General features: G+C 58.6%; 23 protein-coding genes. 3 read left to right on the top strand and 20 right to left on the bottom strand.

From position 1 onward, the window contains the following. The 17 genes from IFU29_RS11190 to cysG all read right to left on the bottom strand — a co-directional run bounded on the left by IFU29_RS11190 (nt 1) and on the right by cysG (nt 15,773). Nucleotides 1–1,089 (bottom strand): fatty acid desaturase family protein, encoded by a 1,089-nt coding sequence (locus IFU29_RS11190; protein WP_191933991.1) that lies wholly within the window; start codon nt 1,087–1,089, stop codon nt 1–3. Further along, nucleotides 1,086–2,186, bottom strand: coding sequence for an acyl-CoA desaturase (locus IFU29_RS11185; RefSeq protein WP_191933990.1), 1,101 nt, complete (start codon nt 2,184–2,186; stop codon nt 1,086–1,088). Before IFU29_RS11185 ends, IFU29_RS11190 begins: the two co-directional genes overlap by 4 nt. Further along, nucleotides 2,179–3,300 (bottom strand): sterol desaturase family protein, encoded by a 1,122-nt coding sequence (locus tag IFU29_RS11180; RefSeq protein WP_191933989.1) that lies wholly within the window; start codon nt 3,298–3,300, stop codon nt 2,179–2,181. The genes IFU29_RS11185 and IFU29_RS11180 overlap by 8 nt, the downstream gene beginning before the upstream one ends. Continuing rightward, the gene (locus IFU29_RS11175; protein WP_244633679.1) at nt 3,297–3,908 is read right to left on the bottom strand and encodes a phosphatase PAP2 family protein; all 612 of its coding nucleotides are present in this window, start codon (nt 3,906–3,908) and stop codon (nt 3,297–3,299) included. The genes IFU29_RS11180 and IFU29_RS11175 overlap by 4 nt, the downstream gene beginning before the upstream one ends. Then, entirely contained in the window at nt 3,905–5,194 is a 1,290-nt protein-coding gene (locus IFU29_RS11170; protein WP_191933988.1) for a F390 synthetase-related protein, read from the bottom strand. The genes IFU29_RS11175 and IFU29_RS11170 overlap by 4 nt, the downstream gene beginning before the upstream one ends. Further along, complete coding sequence (locus tag IFU29_RS11165) at nt 5,191–5,997, bottom strand: MBL fold metallo-hydrolase (protein WP_191933987.1); 807 nt, start codon at nt 5,995–5,997, stop codon at nt 5,191–5,193. Before IFU29_RS11165 ends, IFU29_RS11170 begins: the two co-directional genes overlap by 4 nt. Next, nucleotides 5,990–7,006, bottom strand: a complete 1,017-nt coding sequence (locus IFU29_RS11160; RefSeq protein WP_191933986.1) for an SDR family NAD(P)-dependent oxidoreductase — start codon at nt 7,004–7,006, stop codon at nt 5,990–5,992. Before IFU29_RS11160 ends, IFU29_RS11165 begins: the two co-directional genes overlap by 8 nt. Beyond that, on the bottom strand, nt 7,003–8,022 hold the full coding sequence (locus IFU29_RS11155) for a 3-oxoacyl-[acyl-carrier-protein] synthase III C-terminal domain-containing protein (protein ID WP_191933985.1): 1,020 nt from the start codon (nt 8,020–8,022) through the stop codon (nt 7,003–7,005). Before IFU29_RS11155 ends, IFU29_RS11160 begins: the two co-directional genes overlap by 4 nt. Before the next feature lie 189 nt (nt 8,023–8,211). Further along, nucleotides 8,212–9,261, bottom strand: coding sequence for a tRNA pseudouridine(13) synthase TruD (gene truD / locus IFU29_RS11150; RefSeq protein ID WP_191933984.1), 1,050 nt, complete (start codon nt 9,259–9,261; stop codon nt 8,212–8,214). Nucleotides 9,262–9,264: 3 nt separating this feature from the next. Beyond that, nucleotides 9,265–9,738, bottom strand: coding sequence for a 2-C-methyl-D-erythritol 2,4-cyclodiphosphate synthase (ispF, locus tag IFU29_RS11145; protein ID WP_062744199.1), 474 nt, complete (start codon nt 9,736–9,738; stop codon nt 9,265–9,267). Nucleotides 9,739–9,749: 11 nt separating this feature from the next. Beyond that, nucleotides 9,750–10,454, bottom strand: coding sequence for a 2-C-methyl-D-erythritol 4-phosphate cytidylyltransferase (gene ispD, locus IFU29_RS11140; RefSeq protein ID WP_191933983.1), 705 nt, complete (start codon nt 10,452–10,454; stop codon nt 9,750–9,752). A 30-nt stretch (nt 10,455–10,484) separates the two neighbouring features. Continuing rightward, on the bottom strand, nt 10,485–10,796 hold the full coding sequence (ftsB, locus tag IFU29_RS11135; RefSeq protein WP_062744201.1) for a cell division protein FtsB: 312 nt from the start codon (nt 10,794–10,796) through the stop codon (nt 10,485–10,487). Between the two features lie 192 nt (nt 10,797–10,988). Then, the gene (locus IFU29_RS11130) at nt 10,989–11,309 is read right to left on the bottom strand and encodes a DUF3561 family protein (protein WP_191933982.1); all 321 of its coding nucleotides are present in this window, start codon (nt 11,307–11,309) and stop codon (nt 10,989–10,991) included. Between the two features lie 86 nt (nt 11,310–11,395). Beyond that, on the bottom strand, nt 11,396–12,001 hold the full coding sequence (gene cysC / locus IFU29_RS11125) for an adenylyl-sulfate kinase (RefSeq protein ID WP_191933981.1): 606 nt from the start codon (nt 11,999–12,001) through the stop codon (nt 11,396–11,398). A gap of 1 nt (nt 12,002) precedes the next feature. Continuing rightward, nucleotides 12,003–13,430: a sulfate adenylyltransferase subunit CysN gene (gene cysN, locus IFU29_RS11120; protein ID WP_191933980.1), complete on the bottom strand. Its 1,428-nt coding sequence runs from the start codon at nt 13,428–13,430 to the stop codon at nt 12,003–12,005. Between the two features lie 9 nt (nt 13,431–13,439). Further along, entirely contained in the window at nt 13,440–14,348 is a 909-nt protein-coding gene (gene cysD / locus IFU29_RS11115; RefSeq protein WP_191933979.1) for a sulfate adenylyltransferase subunit CysD, read from the bottom strand. A 9-nt stretch (nt 14,349–14,357) separates the two neighbouring features. Next, nucleotides 14,358–15,773, bottom strand: coding sequence for a siroheme synthase CysG (gene cysG / locus IFU29_RS11110; RefSeq protein WP_191933978.1), 1,416 nt, complete (start codon nt 15,771–15,773; stop codon nt 14,358–14,360). Nucleotides 15,774–16,028: 255 nt separating this feature from the next. Here cysG and IFU29_RS11105 point away from each other — a divergent pair, with 255 nt between their 5' ends. From IFU29_RS11105 to IFU29_RS11095, 3 genes are all read left to right on the top strand, one after another. Next, complete coding sequence (locus tag IFU29_RS11105) at nt 16,029–17,012, top strand: aminopeptidase (RefSeq protein ID WP_118663335.1); 984 nt, start codon at nt 16,029–16,031, stop codon at nt 17,010–17,012. Between the two features lie 15 nt (nt 17,013–17,027). Then, the gene (locus IFU29_RS11100; protein WP_191933977.1) at nt 17,028–17,312 is read left to right on the top strand and encodes a YciI family protein; all 285 of its coding nucleotides are present in this window, start codon (nt 17,028–17,030) and stop codon (nt 17,310–17,312) included. 97 nt (nt 17,313–17,409) lie between these two features. Beyond that, nucleotides 17,410–17,838 carry a hypothetical protein gene (locus IFU29_RS11095; protein WP_062744209.1) on the top strand — a complete coding sequence of 143 codons (429 nt, stop codon included), beginning with the start codon at nt 17,410–17,412 and terminating at the stop codon, nt 17,836–17,838. Between the two features lie 64 nt (nt 17,839–17,902). Here the strand turns inward: IFU29_RS11095 and IFU29_RS11090 are convergent, their stop codons facing one another. From IFU29_RS11090 to cysJ, 3 genes are read right to left on the bottom strand one after another with little or no spacing between them, the layout of a single operon-like run. Further along, nucleotides 17,903–18,634 (bottom strand): phosphoadenylyl-sulfate reductase, encoded by a 732-nt coding sequence (locus IFU29_RS11090; RefSeq protein WP_062744210.1) that lies wholly within the window; start codon nt 18,632–18,634, stop codon nt 17,903–17,905. A gap of 12 nt (nt 18,635–18,646) precedes the next feature. Then, nucleotides 18,647–20,362 (bottom strand): assimilatory sulfite reductase (NADPH) hemoprotein subunit, encoded by a 1,716-nt coding sequence (gene cysI, locus IFU29_RS11085; RefSeq protein ID WP_187509528.1) that lies wholly within the window; start codon nt 20,360–20,362, stop codon nt 18,647–18,649. Then, nucleotides 20,362–22,161, bottom strand: coding sequence for an NADPH-dependent assimilatory sulfite reductase flavoprotein subunit (cysJ, locus tag IFU29_RS11080; protein WP_191933976.1), 1,800 nt, complete (start codon nt 22,159–22,161; stop codon nt 20,362–20,364). The genes cysI and cysJ overlap by 1 nt, the downstream gene beginning before the upstream one ends. Nucleotides 22,162–22,428: the final 267 nt, after the last annotated feature.

The raw sequence follows: 22,428 nt of genomic DNA, 5'->3' as shown, positions 1-22,428 counted from the left end.
TCATTTTTCACTGTGGTCATTTCCCAGCTGCTGTAAAAATTGCTGCTGGGAACTCAGCAACTGGCTCAGGGTCAGGCACTGATAATCATACCCATAACGCGCTGCAACGGTGGCAATGATCCCGGCCAGCACCGGATAGTGGCGGTGACACCAGTGCGGAAACAGGTGATGCGTCAGATGGAGATTCATCCCCCCCAGCCAGTACCCCAGCCAGCGTGGCCGGGTCAGCCAGTCGCAGGTCGTGGCGAACAGATGGCTGTAGCGACTGTGCGACAGTTTGCCCTGTTCCGTGGGCAGATAGCTGTTGCCTTTTGCCCAGTGCGTTCCGAGGATCAGCATGACAAACACCAGCGAAGCCATCATCTGGCAGGCCAGATAGACCAGCACAAGGGTGCCGATACCCAGTGACGGCGGCAGCAGCCAAAACGGCAGCGCCAGCACCAGTAAAAAATGGCCCAGTTTGACCAGTAAAAAAGCCGTCCAGCCCTTCACACCCTGCAGGCGCATTTTGGCACCGACGCGCGTCTGCCCGGCGCGATCCAGCCAGTCAAACAGCCAGATGTAATAGGGGAACGTCAGCGCCGCGACCAGCGGCCAGTAATAGCGCTGATAACGCATTAACGGCCGCAGGCGCTGAAAACGTGACTGCCGCAGGATACCGTTCTCTTCCATATCCGGGTCATAGCCCATGACATTATTCCCGGCATGGTGCATCAGTACGTGGCGCACCCGCCAGCACTCCGGGTCCAGACCAAGTGGAATAGCGGCCAGCACGCTGAGCCAGCGGTTAGCGGCCCGCGACCTGAAAAACGCCTGATGCGACGCGTCATGGACCACGTTGATCGCCAGCAGCATGGCAAAGACACTGACGCCAAACTGACAGGCGGCCCAACCCAGCCAGTGCGTCTGTTGCAGCCCCAGCGCGCCGCAGGACGCAGCCAGCAGTACCAGCACCACCACTTTAGCGATCATCCCGCCGTCGGCGAAGCGGTGCTCACCGTGAGCCTCGAGCCAGACCTGCGTAGCGCGGGTCAGCTCACGGTGAAACTGCAGGTTCTCACGGGCAAAACGCAGCGGCGGGGGCGTCATCGCGTCGCCTCCGGCTCGCCCATGCGTCGCAGAAATACCTGCTGACGCCGCAGCAGTTCGCGATAGCGGATACAGCGGTAATTCATACCGTGCTCTGGGGCCAGCCGGGCGATAATCGCCGCCAGCGCCGGATAATGCCGGTGGTGCCAGCCGGGGAACAGATGGTGCGTCAGGTGCAGATTCAGCCCGCCAGTGAAATGCCCTAGCCAGGCGGGTTCGGGCAACCAGTCGCAGGCGGTGGCAAAGTTATGGCGATACCAGCCCTGCGGCAGCGTGCCGTCCGGCCCCACCTCATAAAATTCCGCTTCGGCCCAGTGCGTGCCCAGCAGCAGAAACACCACAAACAGGGACGCCACCATCTGACAGCACAGCCAGGCCAACAGCACCACGCCCATCCCCATCCCCTGCTGCTCTGCCGCCCACAGCGGGACAGCCAGTACCAGCAGTAAATGCAGCACCTTAAAGCCGCAGAAGAGCAGCCAGCCGCGAACGCCCGGCATCATACGCCGATCCGCCAGCGGCGTTTTTCCACAGCGATCTGCCCAGTCAAACACCCATGTCAGATAGGGTAACGACAGCGCGGCAATCAGCGGCCAGTAAAGATGCTGCCAGCGCATCCAGGGCCGCCAGCGCTGATACGGCGTTTGCCGGAAGAAGCCATTCTCCTCGGTATCCAGATCGTAATGTTCAATGTTGGCGTAAGCATGATGAAAATAGACGTGCCGCACGCGCCAGTAGTCCGGATCCAGCCCGAGCGGCAGCGTCACTACCCGGCTGATAAGACGATTAAGCCGGGGCGAACGGCTGAAGACCCCGTGGCTGGCATCGTGATTAACGTTGATGTTGAGCAGCATCGCCATCAGCATAAACAGCATATAGCAGATAAAAAAACCGCTCTGGCTGGACTGAAACAGGCTGAGAAGATAACAGGAGACACACAGTCCCAGCAGCAGCCCGGCCTTCAGCCACTGCCGGCCTCCGGCAAAGCGATGATCCTGATGCGACGACAGATACTGATGTGCTGCGCGCTGCAATGCCCGGTGGAACGCCTGTTCCCCGTCCGGCGGATAGCGCAGCGGCGGGAGTGAATCAGCCATGTTTCACCTCCGCCTGCAGCGCCTGACGCCCCCAGCCCAGCGCCAGCACCATGCTGTGCAGCGCCACCAGCATGGCTGCGAAAAGCCAGGGTTCAACGGTTTCCCGACACAGCGCAAACCAGAAGGGGCAGGCCAGCCCGACCGCCAGCCAGAGTAACGGGCTCCAGCGCCGCCCTTCTGACAGGCCCCCCAGCGCGACTGCCCCCAGCGCCAGCAGCATAAACAGCGTCACCTGCTCGCTGCTGATGTTCTGGTAACCGTAGCCGTAGATCCACACATAGCTGGCCACCAGCACAAACAGCAGCAGCATGCCGCTGATCAGCGCCCGTGCACGACAGTGGAACGTGGCCGCACCGTTCACCGGCGAAAACGGTAGTTTAAGCAGACGGAACAGCGGCCGGTTGCTGGCCCAGAAGGGATTTTGCGATGCCCGTTCCCCCGCAGTGCCAAAACGGTATTCTGTTTCCGGCAGGCGGGCAAAGGTGCCAAACAGCTTGTCCCAGAAAATAAAGCTGCCACCGAAGTTCTTGTCGGAATACGCCCGGTCGCAGACGTGATGCACGCGGTGATGATTTGGCGTCACCAGTACCGACTCCAGCCAGCCCAGCTTTGGGGTCAGCGCATTATGGTTAAACAGCTGCACGGTATAGTGGAAAATAGAGACGGTTACAAAGACCGACAGCGGCACGCCCGCTAGCGCCAGCAGCAGGAAGAAGGGGATCGACGTCAGCGAGGAGTACCAGGAGTTACGCACCCCGAGCGACAGATTAAAATGCTCTCCCTGATGATGCACCACGTGTACCGCCCACAGCAGGCTGAAACGATGATGCAGGCGGTGCAGCCAGTAAAAAGCAAAATCCCACGCCAGCAGCGCAAACAGCCACAGTCCCCAGGTGGGCAGCGCGTCCAGCCAGTGCTGGCTGAAATGCAGGGCAACATAGCCATAGCAGGTGACTTCCAGCCCGCGGAAGAGCCACAGCATGATGTGACCGGAGTTGAGGTTAAAGACCACATCATGCCACTGCACCTGCTGCCTGTCCTGGCGGTGCAGCACCAGCGCCTCCCCCATCACCAGCAATACCATGGCCACAATCGGCAGTACCAGCTCGCTCATCGCTGCTCTCTCCGTACAAAAGTAAACGCCTGTGCTGCACGCAGGCAGATCCCGCCGCAGAGTAACGCCACGCCAGCGCCGCTTACCAGGTCAATAAACAGGTGACGGCGCAGTTGCAGTATCGATACCGCAATCAGTACGCCCCACAGTAACAGTAGTCCACTGCGCACAGGCCGGTCACGCCGGTAGAGTGCCCATACCGCCAGCAACGACAGCGCCATATGCAGTGACGGCAAACAGTTTTGCGTCGAGTCGGCAGCTGCCAGCCTGGCCAGCAGCCGTGAACTCAGCCCCTGGCCGCCGTCGTGCGGGTAGACCAGTGTGGTCGGCCACAGCATATAGACGGCTCCGCACACCAGCGCCGTCAGGATCATCGAGACCGTCAGCCAGCGCAGTTTTTCCACCCGGCAGTACAGGTACCCCGCCGGGATCAGCAGAAAAAAGGAGAGGTAAAGCCAGATCGCGTCTGGACTGAAGGGGATCGCGCGGTCGATAAGACCGGGCTGCATCACCGTTCCCGGCCCCTGCCAGCGATCGCTGAAAGTATAAATCCCCCCCACGCTGCCCCAGCCCACCAGCATCGCCAGTAAGCGATGTAACAGTGTCATCCTTCCTCTCCCTTCAGGCGGATAATTCGCCGTCGCTTGCGGTCAAACTGCGGCATTATCGGCCGCACGCTTAGTTCCCAGCGTAACGACGCCGTGGCGATCCCCTGCTGTGCAAACAGCGCAATCAGCGCCTGCTGGCAGGCAATAAGCTGTTGTTCACTGGCATCACTGAGCAGCTGCAGGTTCTGCTCTCCCGACTGCACCAGGCGGTAATCACTGGTCAGCGGCAGCGTACGGGCAATGGCCCGGCTACACACATCGGCAAACACCCCCTGCTCCTCGCCTTTCAGATTACGCAGCAGAAGCTGGTCATCGCGCCGCCCTTCGATGGCGTCCAGCACGCGGGTTGGCCGCCCGCAGGGGCAGGGTTCGGCCGCCGCCACCAGCACATCATCCAGTCGGTAACGGATCACCGGCTGCGTACGCCGGGTAAAGTCGGTGATGACAGGCGTAAACCGGCGTTCATCAATCCACTCCGGTTCAATATGAATAAACTCTTCATTAAGGTGCAGGCGACCGTGGGAGCAGGTGGCCGCCAGGAATCCTTCGGTAGCCTGGTAGACCTCAGCCACATCACCGAACACCTCCGTCAACAGCTGTCGATCCTGAGGCTCCAGCACTTCTGCTACCGAGATCACCCGGCTGACCTTTAGCACCAGCTGTCCGCTCTGTACCGCCAGCGCCAACGCGCGCAGTACCTGCGCCGGGGCAACGATAATCGTCGGCGAAAACTGCGGTAGCGTCTGCAAATGATGGTCAAATGGGGCAAAAAGGTCGAAAAACGCCAGACTCAGCCAGCGGGTATTCACACTGTGATACAGATGATTATCAGCGCGCAGGAACAGCGCCACCCGCTCGCCGGAGAGCAGTCCGCGCGGCAGCATTTTGGCCAGCATGCCCCCCGCCCAGATACGCTGCTCCTGCGGACTGACAACGAACACGCCGCGGCGACCGGAGGTCCCGGACGATAAGCCGACGCTGAAGCGCCCGACCTTCGGCGCAAAATCCCGCTCCCGTTCACTTTTCAGGGCACATGCAAGCAGCGCGTCAACCGACAGCCCGGCGGTATTCATCCGATCAAAGTGGGCCATCATCCGGGCTTTATCGCAGACAGGCCAGGCCGACAGCGGCAGTGATTGATACGGGGCATAAAACGGACTTTTTGCCATTACCCGCCGCGCAAAGCGTCTGAGCTGCCGCGCCTGCCAGCGCTCCAGCGCGGCACGGTCGCGGAAGGCCAGCCTGCGGGCGCGAAAATAGTGCCACAGCATTCTTACCGGGATCATAAGTCCCCCTCGTGACACAGAAGAATACGCACCTTGCCACCACGCCACAGCTGGTTCAGCCGGTTTAGGGTGGCATAATAAGCCGCACTGTTATCCATGATCAGGCTGGCCAGCCGGGAAGGACCATGCAGCTTCTGATAGTTATCCGGGCACCAGGCCGCATCACTGGCCAACAGTGTCCAGCCGTCATCCTGGCGGACAAACGCGCCCAGATGCCCGGCGGCATGCCCCGGCAGGGAAACCAGCACAATTTCACCGTGACTGCCAGGCAGCTCCCACCCCTGTTCAAAAGGGTGGAGATCGGCAGGTAACGTCACCACCGGAAAGCGTTCCACATACTGCACGCGCGCGTCAAAATCAGACGGGATCAGCCCCGGCACAAAAGCGTTTTTTACCGCCCGTAATCCGCGCAGCGGACGGATTTTCTGCCAACCTTCACCGGAACAGATCATCGGTACGCCCGGAAAATCATGCAGCCCGGCAATATGGTCGCCATGAAAATGGGAAATTATCAGCCCCTGTATATCGGCGGGCTGATACCCGGCCAGGCCCAGCTGTGCCACCAGCGCCTGCTGCGGCGAGAAATAGACCGGCGTCAGCTGCTGATACAGGCGGAAAACCCCCTGACGGGTATGGTCGATAAAGTGGCTGGCATAACCGGTATCCCACAGCCAGCGTCGGTTATTCGCCTCCAGCAGCCAGGCCCGGGCGGGGAAGCGGCAGACGCGCAGTCCGGCTCCGCGCAGCGCCATGCAGCCACGGTGCGTGCAGTAACCTACCTCGAACGTTGTCAGCTTAGCCACGTGTGCCGACTCCCTGCTGCCGCCACCATGCACCGGTCAGCGCAATCGCCTCGTCCATGGAATAGTGCGGGCGATAGCCCAGCTCGTCGATCGCCCGCCGCTGGCTGAGGGTCATGTCCACGCTGACGGCCCCCACGCTGTAGCGGGTCAGCAGCGGTTCCCGCCGCGTCAGTAACGCCACCCCCTCCATCAGCGTCGCTACGCCATACAGCAGACCGGCGGGCAGTGAGCGGATCTCGCAGGCCAGACCCAGCTGCTGATTGAGCAGCGGGTACAGCACCTCTGCCAGCGTGACGGGCTGCTGGTTGGTGATGTTATACACGGCACCGGAGGCGAGGCCGGGGACATCGCTGGCCAGCCACATCGCCTGCACGACGTTGAGCACGAATGTCAGATCGAGTAGCGCCCGGCCGCCCCTGGGGAGGCGCAGGATACCGTTATCACGCCGAAGCTGGGCCAGCAGCCGTGGCACAATGACCCGGTCGTGAGCGCCAAATATGGCACGGGGCCGGAGCATGACAAAGGTGGTCGCGGGATAGTTGGCTACCCGCTGCAACACCACCTGCTCGGCGGCATATTTGCTGGCGGCGTAGTGGTTGGCAAACCGCCGGGCGCGGAAGTGTTCCTCAATCTGCAACTGAGGAGAATAATCAAAGTAGAGGGAGGGCGTGGAGATATGAATAAATCGCTTCACCCCCCGCTGTCCGGCGGCGGCCGTCAGGCGTTCCGTGGCGGTCACATTCGCCTGCCAGAATGCCTCACGCCGTCCCCAGGGCGACGATTTGGCGGCGCAGTGCCAGACCGTTTCCGCATCACCGATCAGCGCTGCGCACTCAGCTTCCGTCGCAACAGACAGATCAAGAGCCGTAAAAACCGCACCCGCCTGTCTGAGCTGTTCTCCCACGCTGCGATCGCGTCCGGTGGCATATACCGTATGTCCGGCGGCCAGCAGCCACTCAACGGCATTGCGCCCCAGTCCGCTGGTCGCGCCCGTCACCAGTACCTTCACGGCAGCAGAACCATGCCGCCAAGGGTCAGACCGGCGGCGGTGCCTATCAGCATCACCGGACCTTTATCAAAGCGATCGCTGACGATCGCCTCATGCAGGGCGCTGGGGATCGATGCGGCCACCTGATTGCCACGATAGCGATAGATATCGATCAGCGCGTCGCTGCTGACGTTTAGCCGTTTCCGCATGTGTTCCAGCGACAGGTGGCTGGCCTGATGCGGCACCACGGTGGCCACTTGCGCCAGGGTCAGCCCGGCCATGCCGAGCAGTCGTGCCAGGTAATCTTCAATCAGCCCGGATGCCTGGCGGAACAGTTTTTTACCCTGCATGTGGAAGAGAAAATCGCTGTCGGACATGCCGGCACGCGGATTACGCCGCGTGCCACCGGCGCGGATCTCACAGAGTTCACTGCCGTCCGGCCAGCTTTCCATCAGGCAGGCGAGAATACCGCTGCGTCCGTCGCCGCGTTCAACAATAGCGCAGGCTGCACCGTCCCCGAAGATCAGCGATGACTCCTCATGTTCCCAGTCGATACCGCGCGAGGCCAGTTCGGCGGAGACAATGGCAATTCGCTGGTAGGCACCGCAGTTCACCAGGCCGCCCGCCACCTGCAGGGCAGAAACGAAGCTGACGCAGCTACTGTTAATATCAAATACCGCCGTGCCTGGGGTCAGGCGCGACAGCTTCAGCACCTGAATGGCGCTGCACGGCAGCGCCTGCACCGCAATGGCGGAAGCAAATATCAGCAGGTCAATACTGTCAGGGTTGATATCCCGCGCACGCAGTGCGGCGTCAAGCGCATCGGCCCCCAGCTGCGCCTGGCTCGCCTGATGGTCGGCGTGAAAGCGATGGGTAATCCCGGAACGTTTCTCAACGTAGCCAGGGCGGAATCCCAGACGCTCGTCGAGCATCGCGGACGTCACACAGCCGGGTGGCAGCGCCACGCCGCTGGCCATTATCTTCAGAGGTACAAAAGCCGTTGTGCGCTCCGGCACAGGCTGATGGGGCTTATTCATCCGTATTCCCATTAACAAAACTGTAAAATTATTGCGCATTGTAACCAAAGTGCGGAACACCGCAAATTGTCAGCAATTGAAGGGGGACGAAGCGGGGAAATACAGAGTGAACAAACTGACTTAAGGGAGTAAAACAGCAGAGCCTGCTGGGATAGCAGGCTCTGTCACTGGGGCAGATGAATAAAAAAACTACTCGTCGACCTCAGCCGCGCTGCCCTGGGTCAGCAGCAGTTCGCGCACTACACTGGTGGCAAAGCTGCCTGCAGGCAGCCAGAAGGCCATCTCCAGCGTGACGTCATCCTGCCAGTTCCACTGCAAATCGCGGGGGATAACCAGCATGGCGCGGCGTGCGGCTTCCACGCGTTCACGATCCATCAGGGCAATCAGCGCACCTTCACCTGACAGGCTGTTTTGCTCAAAGGCCAGCGCTTCATCGCGTGTACCCCACTCGCCGCTGCCCGGCAGCGGTGCGGTGATACGCAGTTCACTGGCATCAACACGCTGTTGTAAGGTATCCCGTTCCGCCGCCTCTGCCACAAACCAGCTGCCGCGTCCGGTTAACTGCAGAGCATCGCCCGGCAGGACCCGGGTCAGGGAGCCCTGCTGCGCCAGACGGTCACTCACCACCTGATTAAACATCGCGCTTCGCGCGGCAGAGAGAATGAAACTGCGTTTATTGCGCTCGCGCACGCGGATTTCATCGGCGGCCCAGCGTTGCGCCATTGTCAGGTTATTACCTTCGTGGCCAAAACGCTGGCTGCCAAAATAGTTGGGCACACCGTCACGGGCAATCAGCTGCAGGCGCTGTTCCACCGCATCACGGTCAGAAATCTGGCGCAGTACCAGCGTGAAAGCATTGCCCTGTAGCGCACCGGTCCGCAATTTACGGCGATGGCGGGCGCTTTCCAGCACCTCGACGCCCGTCAATTCAAACGCGGTCAGATCTGGCGTAATTTTGCCCGGTATGCGCAGGCAGAACCACTGTTCGGTCACCGCGTGGCGATCCTTCATCCCGGCAAAACTGACGTCACGTGGATGAATACCGACAAATTTGGCCAGCGCTTCTGCGACAAAGCGGGTATTACAGCCATTTTTGCGGATGCGTACCAGCAGCTGTTCACCCTCTCCGTCCGGCACGTAGCCGAGATCTTCAATGACCCTGAAGTCTTCAGCACTGGCCTTCAGCACGCCGCTGGCCACCGGCTGACCGTGCAGCCAGCCCTGTTTGCTTAAATCCATGCGTTACGCCTTTATCAGCAGGGCAACGGCTTCACAGGCAATGCCTTCGCCGCGCCCGGTAAACCCGAGTTTCTCAGTGGTCGTCGCTTTCACGTTGACATCATCCATATGAATACCGAGATCTTCCGCAATATTGATGCGCATCTGTGGCGAATGGGGCAGCATCTTCGGGGCCTGAGCAATGATCGTGACATCAACGTTACCCACGCGATAGCCTTTTTTAGCAATCTGACGCAGGGCTTCCCGCAGCAGTTCGCGGCTGTCTGCGCCTTTATAGGCCTCATCGGTGTCCGGGAACAGTTTGCCGATATCGCCCAGGGCGGCCGCCCCCAGCAGCGCGTCTGTCAGCGCGTGCAGCGCAACGTCGCCGTCGGAGTGTGCCAGCAGACCTTTCTCGTAAGGAATACGCACGCCACCAATAATCAGCGGGCCTTCGCCGCCAAAGGCATGTACATCAAAACCGTGACCGATACGCATTATGTGTTCTCCTAACTCTGTATTTGGGTCAGATAAAATTGCGCCAGCGCCAGGTCTTCCGGCCGCGTCACCTTCAGGTTATCACTGCGGCCGCTGACCAGTTCAGGATGGTAACCGCAATGCTCCAGCGCCGAAGCCTCATCAGTGATGGTCGCGCCGTCGTTCAGCGCACGCAGCAGGCAGTCGCGCAGCAGCGCCAGCGGGAACAGCTGCGGCGTCAGCGCGTGCCACAGGGCTTCACGCTCGACGGTATGGCCGATATCACTGCGGCCAGCAACAGCACGCTTCATGGTATCACGCACCGGCGCGGCAAGAATTCCGCCCACCTTGCTGGTGGCCGTCAGCGCCAGCAGTCGGGTCAAATCACTCAGATGCAGACAGGGGCGCGCGGCATCATGCACCAGCACCCACTCGGCCCCTTTTGCCGCCTGCAGCCCGGCCAGCACGGAGTCCGCCCGCAGGCCACCGCCGGTAACCGTGCTCACGCGCGCATCGTGCGCCAGCGGCAACTGGCGGAAATACGTATCCTGTGCGCTGAGAGCCACAATGACCCGGCTAACGGCCGGATGAGCCAGCAGCGCATCGATGCTGTGTTCCAGAATCGTTTTGCTGCCGATGGTGAGGTACTGTTTGGGGCATTCAGAGAGCATGCGGCTGCCGATCCCCGCAGCGGGGACGACGGCGATAATCTCCGGAAAGGACACGGCGCTATTCATGATAGTAATGACGGATGCTCATGGTGATGGCTACTGACGGGTGGTTCGCTGCTGTGCGTTTCGTTTATTTTGGTCCGGCACAAGGCGATAGAAAGTCTCGCCGGGTTTAATCATCCCCAGCTCATTGCGTGCGCGTTCCTCGATCGCTTCCGAACCGCCGTTTAAATCGTCGATTTCGGCAAAAAGCTGATCGTTTCGCGCTTTAAGCTTGGCGTTATTGGCCTGTTGCACAGCAACATCCTCATTAACGCGTGTGTAATCATGAATGCCGTTCTTGCCCAGCCAGAGCGAATACTGCAGCCAGCCGAGAAGTACAAGTAACAGCAACGTAAGTTTTCCCATCCCCGCCCCCTGAAAAACGGCTCAATCATCCCATAACTTTTAGTACGACTCCACTCTGCCGGTGAAATAGAACCACTTTCTCAGAATAAGGTGCGAATACGCGCTAAAAAACAGCAGGATCGGCGTCGGCTGACGCCCTGCATCGATAGATTTTGTAACGTTGCGACGTAATTATAAATATTAACCCAACCGTTACCAGCCCGTTAGCAGCGTAAACAGCAGCCAGAACAGGGCGACCACCACCACCACCGTCGCCAGTCCGGACCAGATCAGGCGCTGTCGCAGCAGCACGGTGGCAACAATACCGACGATGACCGAGACCGGTAAAAGCGCAAGGAAGAAAGGCCAGGTATAGAGGAAAAAGAATAAGGTGTTAGAACCGTAAAGCAGGAACGGGATCGCCAGTGCGACCCACCAGGAAACAAAGCCCATCACGCCGCCGGGAACAGCCCATGAAGGCTCTTCCCGATCGCGCTCGTCTTTACGTGCCAGCATGGGGGTGACGTTGTGCATATATATCCCGTTGATGCTCAGGCGGAGGGGACCGTAGTGCCCTCCGCCGGGTAACCGCCCGTCTGAACGGACGTTAGCCGAAGCTCTCAGGGTTTGATAATATCTCGCTGACGCAGCAGGTCTAATAACTGGGTGGTTAAATATGTTACCAATTGTTCACCATCCAGGTGAATATCGGCGGCTTCCGGGGCTTCATACACGGCATCGATACCAGTAAAATTACGCAACTCCCCGGCACGGGCCTTTTTATACAACCCCTTTGGATCGCGCGCTTCACAGATCGCCAGCGGTGTATCGACGAAGACTTCAATAAACCGCCCTTCTCCAACCATCTCCCGTACGCTCTGCCGCTCGGCACGGTGAGGCGAGATAAAGGCCGTCAGAACCACCAGACCGGCATCGATCATCAGCTTCGCCACTTCGCCCACGCGGCGGATATTTTCTTTACGGTCGTCATCACTGAAGCCGAGATCCCGGCATAAACCGTGTCGCACGTTATCCCCGTCCAGCAGGTAGCTGCTGACGCCAGCGCGGTGCAGTGCCTGCTCCAGGGCACCGGCTACCGTGGATTTACCGGACCCTGACAGCCCGGTAAACCACAGCACCACGCCCTGATGGCCATGCTGCTGCTCGCGCTGCTCACGGCTGACCGGATGCGCGTGCCACACCACATTCTCATCATGCTGCGCCATCTTACTCACCGCCCAGCAGGTCGCGAGCATTCCAGTGCGGGAAGTGACGACGCACCAGCGCATTCAGCTCCAGCTCAAAGGCGCTGAATTCGCCAGCAACGGGCCGCGCATCGTCCAGCGGCTGGCGGATCATACCCGCGCCGACGGTGACGTTGCTCAGGCGATCGATAAAGATCATCCCGCCAGTGACCGGATTCTGCTGATAGGGATCGAGCACCATCGGCTCGTCGAAGATCAGATCTACCAGCCCGATGCCGTTCAGCGGCAGCGCCTGGACGTCATGCTGCGTCAGATTATTGATCTCAACCTGATGACGGATGCGTTCCACGCGCGCGCGGGTTTTCTTTCCGGCAATTTTAATATCGAAGCTCTGCCCGGGTACCAGGGGCTTTTCCGCCATCCAGACCACATCAACGGCGGCAGCCTGCACCGGCGTGAGGCTGGCATCCTCAGCGACCAGCAGATCCCCGCGACTGATATCAATTTCATCTTTCAACACCAGGGTAATTGCTTCCCCGGCCACGGCCTGCTGCAGGTCACCGTCGAAGGTCACAATGCGCGCCACTGAAGACGCCACGCCAGAAGGGAGCACTTTTACCCGCTGACCGACCTGCACCACGCCGGACGCCAGCGTACCGGCATATCCCCGGAAATCGAGGTCAGGACGGTTTACATACTGCACCGGGAAGCGCATTGGCTGCTGTTCAACCACGCGCTGCACGTCAACGGTTTCCAGCACGTCCAGCAGCGTCGGGCCGGTGTACCAGGGCATCGCCGTGCTCGGGGCTGCCACGTTTTCGCCTTCCAGCGCTGACAGCGGGACAAAGCGGATATCCAGATCGCCCGGCAGCTGCCCGGCGAAGTCCAGATAGTCCTGCCTGATCTGCCCGAAGGTCTCCTCGCTGTACTCCACCAGATCCATCTTATTAATCGCCACGATCAGATGTTTAATGCCCAGCAAGGTCGAGATAAAGCTGTGCCGGCGGGTTTGATCCAGCACACCTTTGCGCGCATCGATCAGCAGGATCGCCAGATCGCAAGTGGAGGCACCGGTGGCCATATTACGGGTGTACTGCTCGTGCCCCGGGGTATCCGCGATGATAAATTTGCGCTTCTCGGTAGAGAAGTAACGGTACGCAACATCAATGGTGATGCCCTGCTCACGCTCGGCCTGTAAACCGTCGACCAGCAACGCCAGATCGAGTTTTTCACCCTGGGTACCGTGACGTTTGCTGTCGTTGTGCAGGGAAGAGAGCTGATCTTCATAGATCTGGCGCGTATCGTGCAGCAGGCGACCAATCAGCGTGCTTTTGCCATCGTCGACGCTGCCACAGGTGAGGAAACGCAGCAGACTTTTGTGCTGCTGCGTATGCAGCCACGCTTCCACGCCGCCCTGGTCGGCAATCTGTTGTGCAATTACTGTATTCATCACGATTCCTTAGAAGTAGCCCTGGCGTTTTTTCAGCTCCATTGAGCCGGCCTGATCGCGGTCGATCATGCGACCCTGACGCTCACTGGTGGTGGACACCAACATCTCTTCAATGATCCCCGGCAGCGTCTGCGCTGACGACTCGACTGCACCGGTCAGCGGCCAGCAGCCCAGGGTACGGAAGCGCACCATGCGGTGCTCGATCACTTCGCCCGGCTGCAGATCAATGCGGTCGTCGTCAATCATCATTAGCATCCCATCACGCTCCAGTACCGGGCGTTCAGCGGCCAGATAGAGCGGCACAATCTCAATGTTTTCCAGGAAGATATACTGCCAGATATCCAGCTCGGTCCAGTTGGACAGGGGGAATACGCGAATACTTTCGCCTTTGTTAATCTGGCCGTTGTAGTTATGCCACAGCTCCGGGCGCTGGTTTTTAGGGTCCCAGCGGTGGAAGCGGTCACGGAAAGAGTAAATACGCTCTTTGGCGCGGGATTTCTCTTCATCGCGGCGTGCGCCGCCGAAAGCAGCATCAAACCCGTACTTATTCAGCGCCTGCTTCAGCCCCTCGGTTTTCATAATGTCCGTGTGCTTGGCACTGCCGTGAACAAACGGGTTGATGCCCATCGCCACGCCTTCCGGGTTACGGTGAACCAGCAGCTCCGCGCCAATATTTTTCACCATACGATCGCGGAACTCGTACATTTCGCGGAATTTCCAGCCGGTATCAACATGCAGCAGCGGGAACGGCAGCGTCCCCGGATAGAACGCTTTACGCGCCAGGTGCAGCATCACCGATGAGTCTTTTCCGATGGAGTACATCATCACCGGGTTACCGAACTCTGCCGCCACTTCGCGGATAATATGGATGCTTTCCGCCTCCAGTTGACGCAGATGAGTGAGTCGTTTCTGATCCATATCTTTTCCTCAAGCCAAATTCACAACAGGAGACTCTCGTCTGTCCTGCTGCGCTGAATGTTGGAACCATGCCAACTCGTGATGCAGATTGACCACTTCGCCAATCACTAACAGCGCCGGAGTGGGGGCGTTTCGTGCCAGTTCTTCAAGTTGGTCTAACGTGCCTATCAGCACCTGCTGGTCCTGGCGGGTGCCACGGCCAATCACTGCTGCCGGCGTGGCCGGATCGCGCCCGTGGGCCATCAGCTGGCTGGCAATGTCACCTGCCGCCATGGTGCCCATATAGATAGCCAGCGTCTGACGAGCCCGGGCCAGCGATGGCCAGTCCGTGCCCTGCCCATCTGCACGGCAGTGGCCGGTGACAAACAGGACGCTCTGAGCATGATCGCGGTGTGTCAGCGGAATACCCGCGTAGGCAGTCGCCCCGGACGCCGCGGTTACGCCCGGCACCACCTGGAAAGGGATGCCGGCCGCCACTGCCGCCTGAAGCTCTTCTCCACCCCGCCCGAAAATAAACGGGTCTCCCCCTTTCAGGCGCACCACACGTTTGCCTTTTTTCGCCAGCGCCACCAGCATCTGGTTGATCTCTTCCTGCGGCACGCTGTGCGCATTAGCCCGCTTGCCCACACAGATGCGGTCGGCATCGCGGCGTACCAGGTCAAGGATTTCATCGCTGACCAGGTGGTCGTAGAGCACCACATCGGCCAGCTGCATCACCTGCAGCCCGCGCAGCGTCAGCAGGCCACTGTCTCCAGGCCCGGCCCCGACGAGGATAATCTCACCCTGCGGGGCTTCCGGGTCGGTCAGCTGCTGGTCAAGGGTGCGTTTGGCCCCCTCAACGTTGCCGGATGCCACCTGATTGGCAAATAAGCCGTTAAACGCTTTTTCCCAAAAACGACGGCGATCGGTCATTTTGTTAAAACGCGCTTTGACCTTCCCACGCCACTGTCCGGCAATTTCCGCCATCTGCCCGAGGTTAGCCGGCAGCAGCGACTCCAGTTTTTCACGCAGCAACCGTGCCAGCACCGGGGCCGTTCCGCTGGAGGAGATCGCCACCACCAGCGGGGAGCGATCGACAATAGAAGGAAAGATAAAGGAACATTTCGGCTGGTCATCAACCACGTTAGCCAGCAGATGGCGTTCAGTGGCATCCAGATACACCTGGCCATTGAGTTCGCCATCATCGGTGGCGGCAATCACCAGGAACACCGTATCCAGCTGCGCAGGCTGATAATCCTTCGCCAGCCATTCAATGCTGTCATTGTCGTGCAGTGCGGCGAGCTCCTCACACAGATGGTGTGAAACGACCTGCACGCGGGCACCGGCACGGCGCAACAGTTCGATTTTGCGTGCAGCGACATCGCCACCGCCAACCACCAGCACCGGCTTGTGTCTGATGTCGGCAAAAAGAGGGAGATAATCCACGGGAACCCTGTCTATATCACTATTGTTAAAGGGACTATACGTCCCGCCCTTGAAGCTTATGAAATTACTAATTGGAATGAGTAGTTACTGAATGGAATAACGACCCGGTAAAGCTGCGAACAAAATGTGCTTAACGGATGATATTTCGCACCTTTCAGAGAGAATGAAATTGTCTAAAACGCGTCATGATTTCATACTGTCTGCGCAAAAAAATTCGCACATTTCGTTACAGGATAACGAATTAAGGAACCTTCCATGTTGACCCTTATGCGCCTGGGGGCGTTGGCAGCCATTTTTATTTGCGGCATCAGTCTGTCCGCGAATGCCGCCAGCATGAAGACCGGTAGCATTGCCGAACAGCAGCTACGCCATATTGCCACCTATTTTCCCGGCCGCATGGCAGGCAGCCCGGCCGATATGCTGACTGCCGACTATCTGCAGCAGCAGTTTACCGCACTCGGCTATCAGACAAACCAGCGTCGTTTCACCACCCGCTATGCTTATCAGCATCAGGCAGGCGACAAGACGTGGCGTAACGTCAATGCCACCTCGGTCATTGCCGCACGCGAGGGTAAGGTTGCGCAGCAGATTGTGATTGTCGCTCACAGCGACAGCTGGACACCGCACAACGATAACGAAACGCAGCTTAACCTCGGCGGTCTGACCAATCAGGGGGTTGACGATAACGCCTCAGGGCTGGGCGTCATGCTGGAGCTGGCACAGCGTCTCAGCACCCAGCCGCTGCATTACAGCCTGCGCTTCGTGGCCCTGAGCGGCGAAGAGATCGGACTGCAGGGCAGCGAAGATTATGTGTCACGCATGACTCCCGAAGAGAAACACAATACGCTGCTGGTCATTAATCTCGACAGTCTGGTTGTGGGCAGTCACCTTACTTTTATTAGCGGCCGTCAAACACCGAAGGCCGTGGCCCGCCAGACGCGCGATCGCGCCCGGTCGCTGGCGCGCCACCTGGGGATCAGCGCGACGACACAGACCGCGCAAGATGAAGGGCCTTTTGACCGCGCCGGTTTCCCGCTGTTATTGGTCAGGGCCAGCGATGCGCCCGGCGGCAAGCTGTCGCGCCCGGTCGCGCTGCATTTCCCGCTGGCCCTGCGTCACCAGGCACAGCGCGATAATCTGGCTTATATTGATCACTGGTTACCTGGCCGCATCACCCGCCGCGCCCATGATTCTGTCGCCGTGCTGCTGCCGCTGATCCGTGAACTGGCTAACCCTTAATCTCTGGAGTCATCCATGTACATTGTTTTTCTCACCTACACCCGCCCGATGGAAGACGTGGAAGCCCTGCTGGAGCCACACGTGGCGTGGATCAATCGTTACTTTACCGCCGGTGCCTTTATCAGCGCAGGACGTAAAGATCCACGCACCGGTGGGATGATCATGGTGAAAGAGATGGACAGGAAACAGCTGGATGCCATTCTGGCGGAAGACCCCTTCCAGCAGGTCGCCAGCTACGAGGTGACAAAAGTGAATATCACCCGCTCCGCCAATAAGTTTGCCGCACTGACCGGGATCTGAGGTTTATCATGCCTGCGGCAGTCATGGCAGAGGTCACCACTGACAGACAAAGAAACCATCCTGCCTGCGAATAAGTAAATATCAACAAGGAAGTCATATGTTTAAAAAGGATGTTTGTGGTTGGGCAGGCATTTTGCTGGGCAGTATCGCCCTGCTGCTGGTCATCACCCACTTTATGGCCGGTCCTTTTGCTCCCCGCCCTTCACTGGAAAGCATTGTAGCAACGAAAACGCTGGCAATTAAGCATGCGGCCTTAGACGCCCTGCACGGTAAGCCGCTGGTTGAAAAAGCAAAAAGTGTCGGCTGGAATATTGACCGCATACTGTCGATTATTAGCGCAATGATGGGGGCGGGTGCGGTGATCCTTGGCATCATTGGCTGGGCACGTAAGGAAGAACATCGTGTCGCAGCTGCCGCCGGGCTTCTGGGGCTGACGACGATTGCCTTTCAGCCTGCCATGGCTATCGTTGCCGCCATTATTCTGGCGGTGCTTATTGCAGGCGTCCTGCAAGGCCTGCTGGGATAACGAACGCGGGAATATGTGCCGATTTAATGACCGACCGAAACAAAAGGTCGGCCACTACGTAAATTTACTCGTGCAATCCGCACTCGCGCTTCAGGCCAAAGAAGCGGGTCTCTTCCTCTGCCATGCCCGGTTCCCATTTACGCGTCGTGTGCGTATCCCCCACCGAGAGATAGCCCTGCTCCCACAGCGGATGGTAGCTCAGACCGTGTTGCTGCAGATACTGATATACCTGACGGTTGTCCCAGTCGATGATCGGCAACAGCTTGAAGACGCCCTTCTTGATCGCCAGCACTGGCAGATGCGCGCGGCTACCTGACTGGTCGCGGCGCAGCCCGGCAAACCACGTCTGCGCTTTCAGCGTCGCCAGCGCACGGTTCATCGGCTCAACCTTATTAATCTGGTTGTAGCGCTCAATGCCCTCCACGCCCTGTTCCCACAGCTTGCCATAGCGTGCTTCCTGCCAGGCCGGGCTGTGCGCTGCGCGGAACACCTGAAGATTAAGATCCAGCTTCTCCGTCAGCTGATCAATAAACTGATAGGTTTCCGGGAACAGATAGCCCGTATCGGTCAGGATCACCGGAATATCCGGCTTCTGGCGTGCCACCAGATGCAGACTGACCGCTGCCTGAATACCAAAACTGGAGGTCAGCACGGCTTCACCCGGCAGATTTTCCAGCCCCCAGATCACCCGATCCTCGGCGGAAAGTTTATCCAGCATATTATTGATTTCAGCGAGCGCCATGATGCGCTCCACCTTTGGTAAGTCGTTCAGTGCAGTGAGATCGAGAACGGCCATATTACACCTCCATCATTCCCAGAAATCGCGGGCCGGATCGAGTACCGGTCTGATAATACCGGTACGGATGGTGAAATCACCGAAGCCTTCATCTGCTTCGCGCTCTTTCGCCCAGCGGCCAATTAGTTCGTCCAGGGTCGCCAGGATCTGCTCTTCGTTGATATTTTCGCTGTGCATCCGCGGGATGCGCGTACCGATGCGGTTGCCTCCGAGATGAAGGTTATAACGCCCCGGAGCCTTGCCCACCAGCCCCACCTCAGCCAGCAGCGCACGGCCGCAGCCGTTCGGGCAGCCGGTGACGCGCAGGACAATGTGCTCATCTCCCACCCCGTGGGCGGTCATGATGCCCTCCACACGCGTGACAAATTCCGGCAGGAAGCGTTCGGCTTCGGCCATCGCCAGCGGGCAGGTGGGGAAGGACACGCAGGCCATGGAGTTTTCGCGCTGGTGGCTGACGTTTTCCATCAGACCATGCGACACCGCCAGCTGTTCGATAGTCGCCTTTTCAGACTCCGGTACGCCTGCGACAATCAGGTTCTGATTGGCTGTTAAGCGGAAATCGCCCTGATGAATTTTGGCAATTTCAGCCAGACCGGTTTTCAACGGCCGGCCCGGATAGTCCAGCAGGCGGCCGTTTTCAATAAACAGCGTCAGGTGCCATTTATTATCAATGCCTTTAACCCAGCCAAAGCGATCGCCACGGGTAGTAAATTCATATGGACGGGTCGGTTCAAAGGTGATGCCGGCGCGACGCTCCACTTCCGCCTTAAAGACCTCCGGCCCCACGCGCTCCAGCGTGTATTTGGTTTTAGCATTCTTACGGTCAGTACGGTTACCCCAGTCGCGCTGGGTGGTCACCACCGCAGCAGCAACATCCAGGATCTTATCAACCGGCAGATAGCCGAACTCTGATGCCGTGCGCGCATAGGTCGCTTTATTGCCGTGATCAATCGACAGGCCCCCGCCCACCAGCAGGTTAAAGCCGACCAGCTTGCCGTTTTCAGCAATGGCAATAAAATTCAGGTCATTGGCATGCAGGTCGACGTCGTTATGCGGCGGCACCACCACGGTCGTTTTAAACTTGCGCGGCAGGTAAGTTTCACCGAGGATCGGCTCGACGTCGGTGGTGGCGACCTTTTCCTGGTCCAGCCAGATTTCAGCATATGCACGGGTCTGCGGCAGCAGATGCTCAGAGAGTTTTTTCGCCCACTCATACGCTTCCTGGTGCAGTTCAGACTCAATCGGGTTTGAGCTGCAGAGCACGTTACGGTTAACGTCGTTCGCCGTTGCCAGCGCATCCAGCCCGACTTCATGCAGCATCTGGTGCGCCGGTTTCACGTTGCCTTTCAGAATGCCGTGAAACTGGAAGGTCTGGCGGTTAGTCAGGCGGATACTGCCGTAAATGGTGTTATCAGCGGCAAACTTATCGATAGCCAGCCACTGCGTCGGCGTCATGATCCCGCCCGGCAGACGGCAACGCAGCATCATCGCATGGCGCGCCTCCAGCTTCTGCTCTGCACGTTCAGCACGAATGTCGCGGTCATCCTGCTGATACATACCGTGAAAACGGATCAGCAGGAAGTTATCGCCGTTAAAGCCGCCGGTCAGCCCGTCATGCAGGTCTTCGGCAATGCCGCCGCGCAGATAGTTACTCTCTTTCTTCAGGCGCTCGGCGTCGACCAGCTTACCTTCAACGACCAGCGGCCCAGGGTATTTTTCATTGCTCATTAGTACACATCTCGCTGATAACGGCGCTCAATGCGCAGCTCACTTAAAAACTCATCGGCCGATTCAATGTCCATTGCACCAAATTCAGCTACCACTTCCAGTAATGCCTGTTCAACGTCTTTTGCCATGCGATTGGCATCACCGCAGACATAAATATGGGCACCCTCTTCTATCCAGCGCCACAGCTCCGCCCCTTTAGCGCGGATTTTATCCTGCACGTAAATTTTGTGTTTCTGGTCACGCGACCAGGCCAGATCGATATGCGTCAGCAGGCCGTCTTTGACATAGCGCTGCCACTCGACCTGGTAAAGAAAATCTTCGGTAAAGTGCGGATTGCCGAAGAACAGCCAGTTTTTACCCCCGGCCCCTTCGTTGTCGCGCTGCTGCATAAATGCGCGGAACGGTGCAATACCGGTACCCGGCCCAATCATAATCACCGGCGTTTCCGGGCTGGCAGGCAGGCGGAAGTTATCATTATGTTCAATGAAGATGCGCACCCCGTCGTCCTCCTGCAGCCTGTCGGCCAGATAGCTGGAGGCACCGCCGGAACGGGCACGACCTTCAATCTCGTAGCGCACCGCCCCCACGGTGATATGGACTTCGGTTTCATTTTCCGCCTGCGATGAAGCGATAGAGTAAAGGCGCGGCGTCAGCGGGCGCAGCAGCCCGGTGAGCTGTTCCGCGTTCAGTTCCGTAGGGGCATAACGCACCATATCCACAATAGGGGTGTTCTGCGCATACTGTTGCAGTCTGGCTTTCTCTTCCGTCTCCGCCAGCAGCGCTTCATTACGGGAAAGCCTGGCATAGTGTTCAACAATCTGCGGCGTATTGACCGTCAGTTCGTAATGTTTTTGCAGCGCTTCCGCCAGCGGCAGCGTACTACCGTCAACGGTGACGGGCTCATCGCCTTTCAGCCACAGCAGCCCCAGCAGCTCCTGAACCAGCAGTGGGTCATTTTCATACCACACGCCCAGAGCATCACCCGGCTGGTAGCGCAGACCGGAATCACCGAGATCAATTTCAATATGCCGCACGTCTTTATCGGAGTCGCGGCCGGTAATTTTCTGGTTAACGGCAAAACTGGCGGTCAGGGGCGCTTCTTTGCTGTAAGGACTGCTGTGGATCTCATTCACGCTGCCCGTCGCGGCGGCAGTCATCTGGAGGGCGCTGGCGTCCGGCACACGGGCCTTCAGCACCTCAACGATCTGTTTGCGCCAGGCTTCTGCCTGCGCGGCATACTCCACGTCGGCATCAACGCGCTCCAGCAGACGCTCACCGCCCAGTTCCGCCAGCTTGCTGTCGAAATCTTTACTGGCCTGGCTGAAGAATTCGTAAGAGGTGTCCCCCAGACCAAACACCGCAAACGCACAACCGTCCATTTTCGGCGCTTTTTTCGACATCAGGAACTTATGCAGTGCCACGGCTTCTTCCGGCGGCTCGCCCTCACCCTGCGTGGAGGTCACCACCACCAGCAGTTTTTCCTGACCGATCTGCTTAAATTTGTAGTCACCGGCATTGACCAGGTTAACGTTCAGCTTTTCGCCCAGCAGATCGTCGCGCAATTGTTCGGCCAGGCGACGCGCGTTGCCGGTCTGCGATGCGGAAAGAAGCGTAATGGCAGGCACCTCAACCGCCGGTGCGCTGGCGACCGTCGCACCAGGCGCCTGATTGACCATGCCCCAGAAGTAACCGGAAAGCCATGCCAGCTGAGTGGGTGAATAATCACCGGTGGCTGCCTGCAAGCGGGCAAGCTGTTCCGGATTAAGGGGAAGCATGTTTGGGGGTGCCTGAGTTGTCATTACGTTGAAAAGTCCAAGGTCGGAGATCTATAAACAACAGGGTAAGGGCAAGCATAATAACCCTTAAATAAGGGTTGGAAATAATAAATAACCAAAATGACTAAGCGGTTTTTCGGGTAAGGGTTAGCGACAAAACAGGTTGATTATTACTATTATTTTCAATGAATTACAAACAACACACTTTTCAGGTGCTTCCGGTTATGTCGTTTAGCCGGGAAACGGGTGCGAAAAAAGCGGTTTTCCGGTATCCTGCGGCGGTTTTATTGA

It is taken from the genome of Erwinia persicina, from assembly GCF_014838825.1.
GTDB classification, from domain to species: domain Bacteria; phylum Pseudomonadota; class Gammaproteobacteria; order Enterobacterales; family Enterobacteriaceae; genus Erwinia; species Erwinia persicina_A.
Note: the sequence above shows the minus strand (reverse complement) of the source record. Positions and strands in the feature narration are given on the sequence as shown.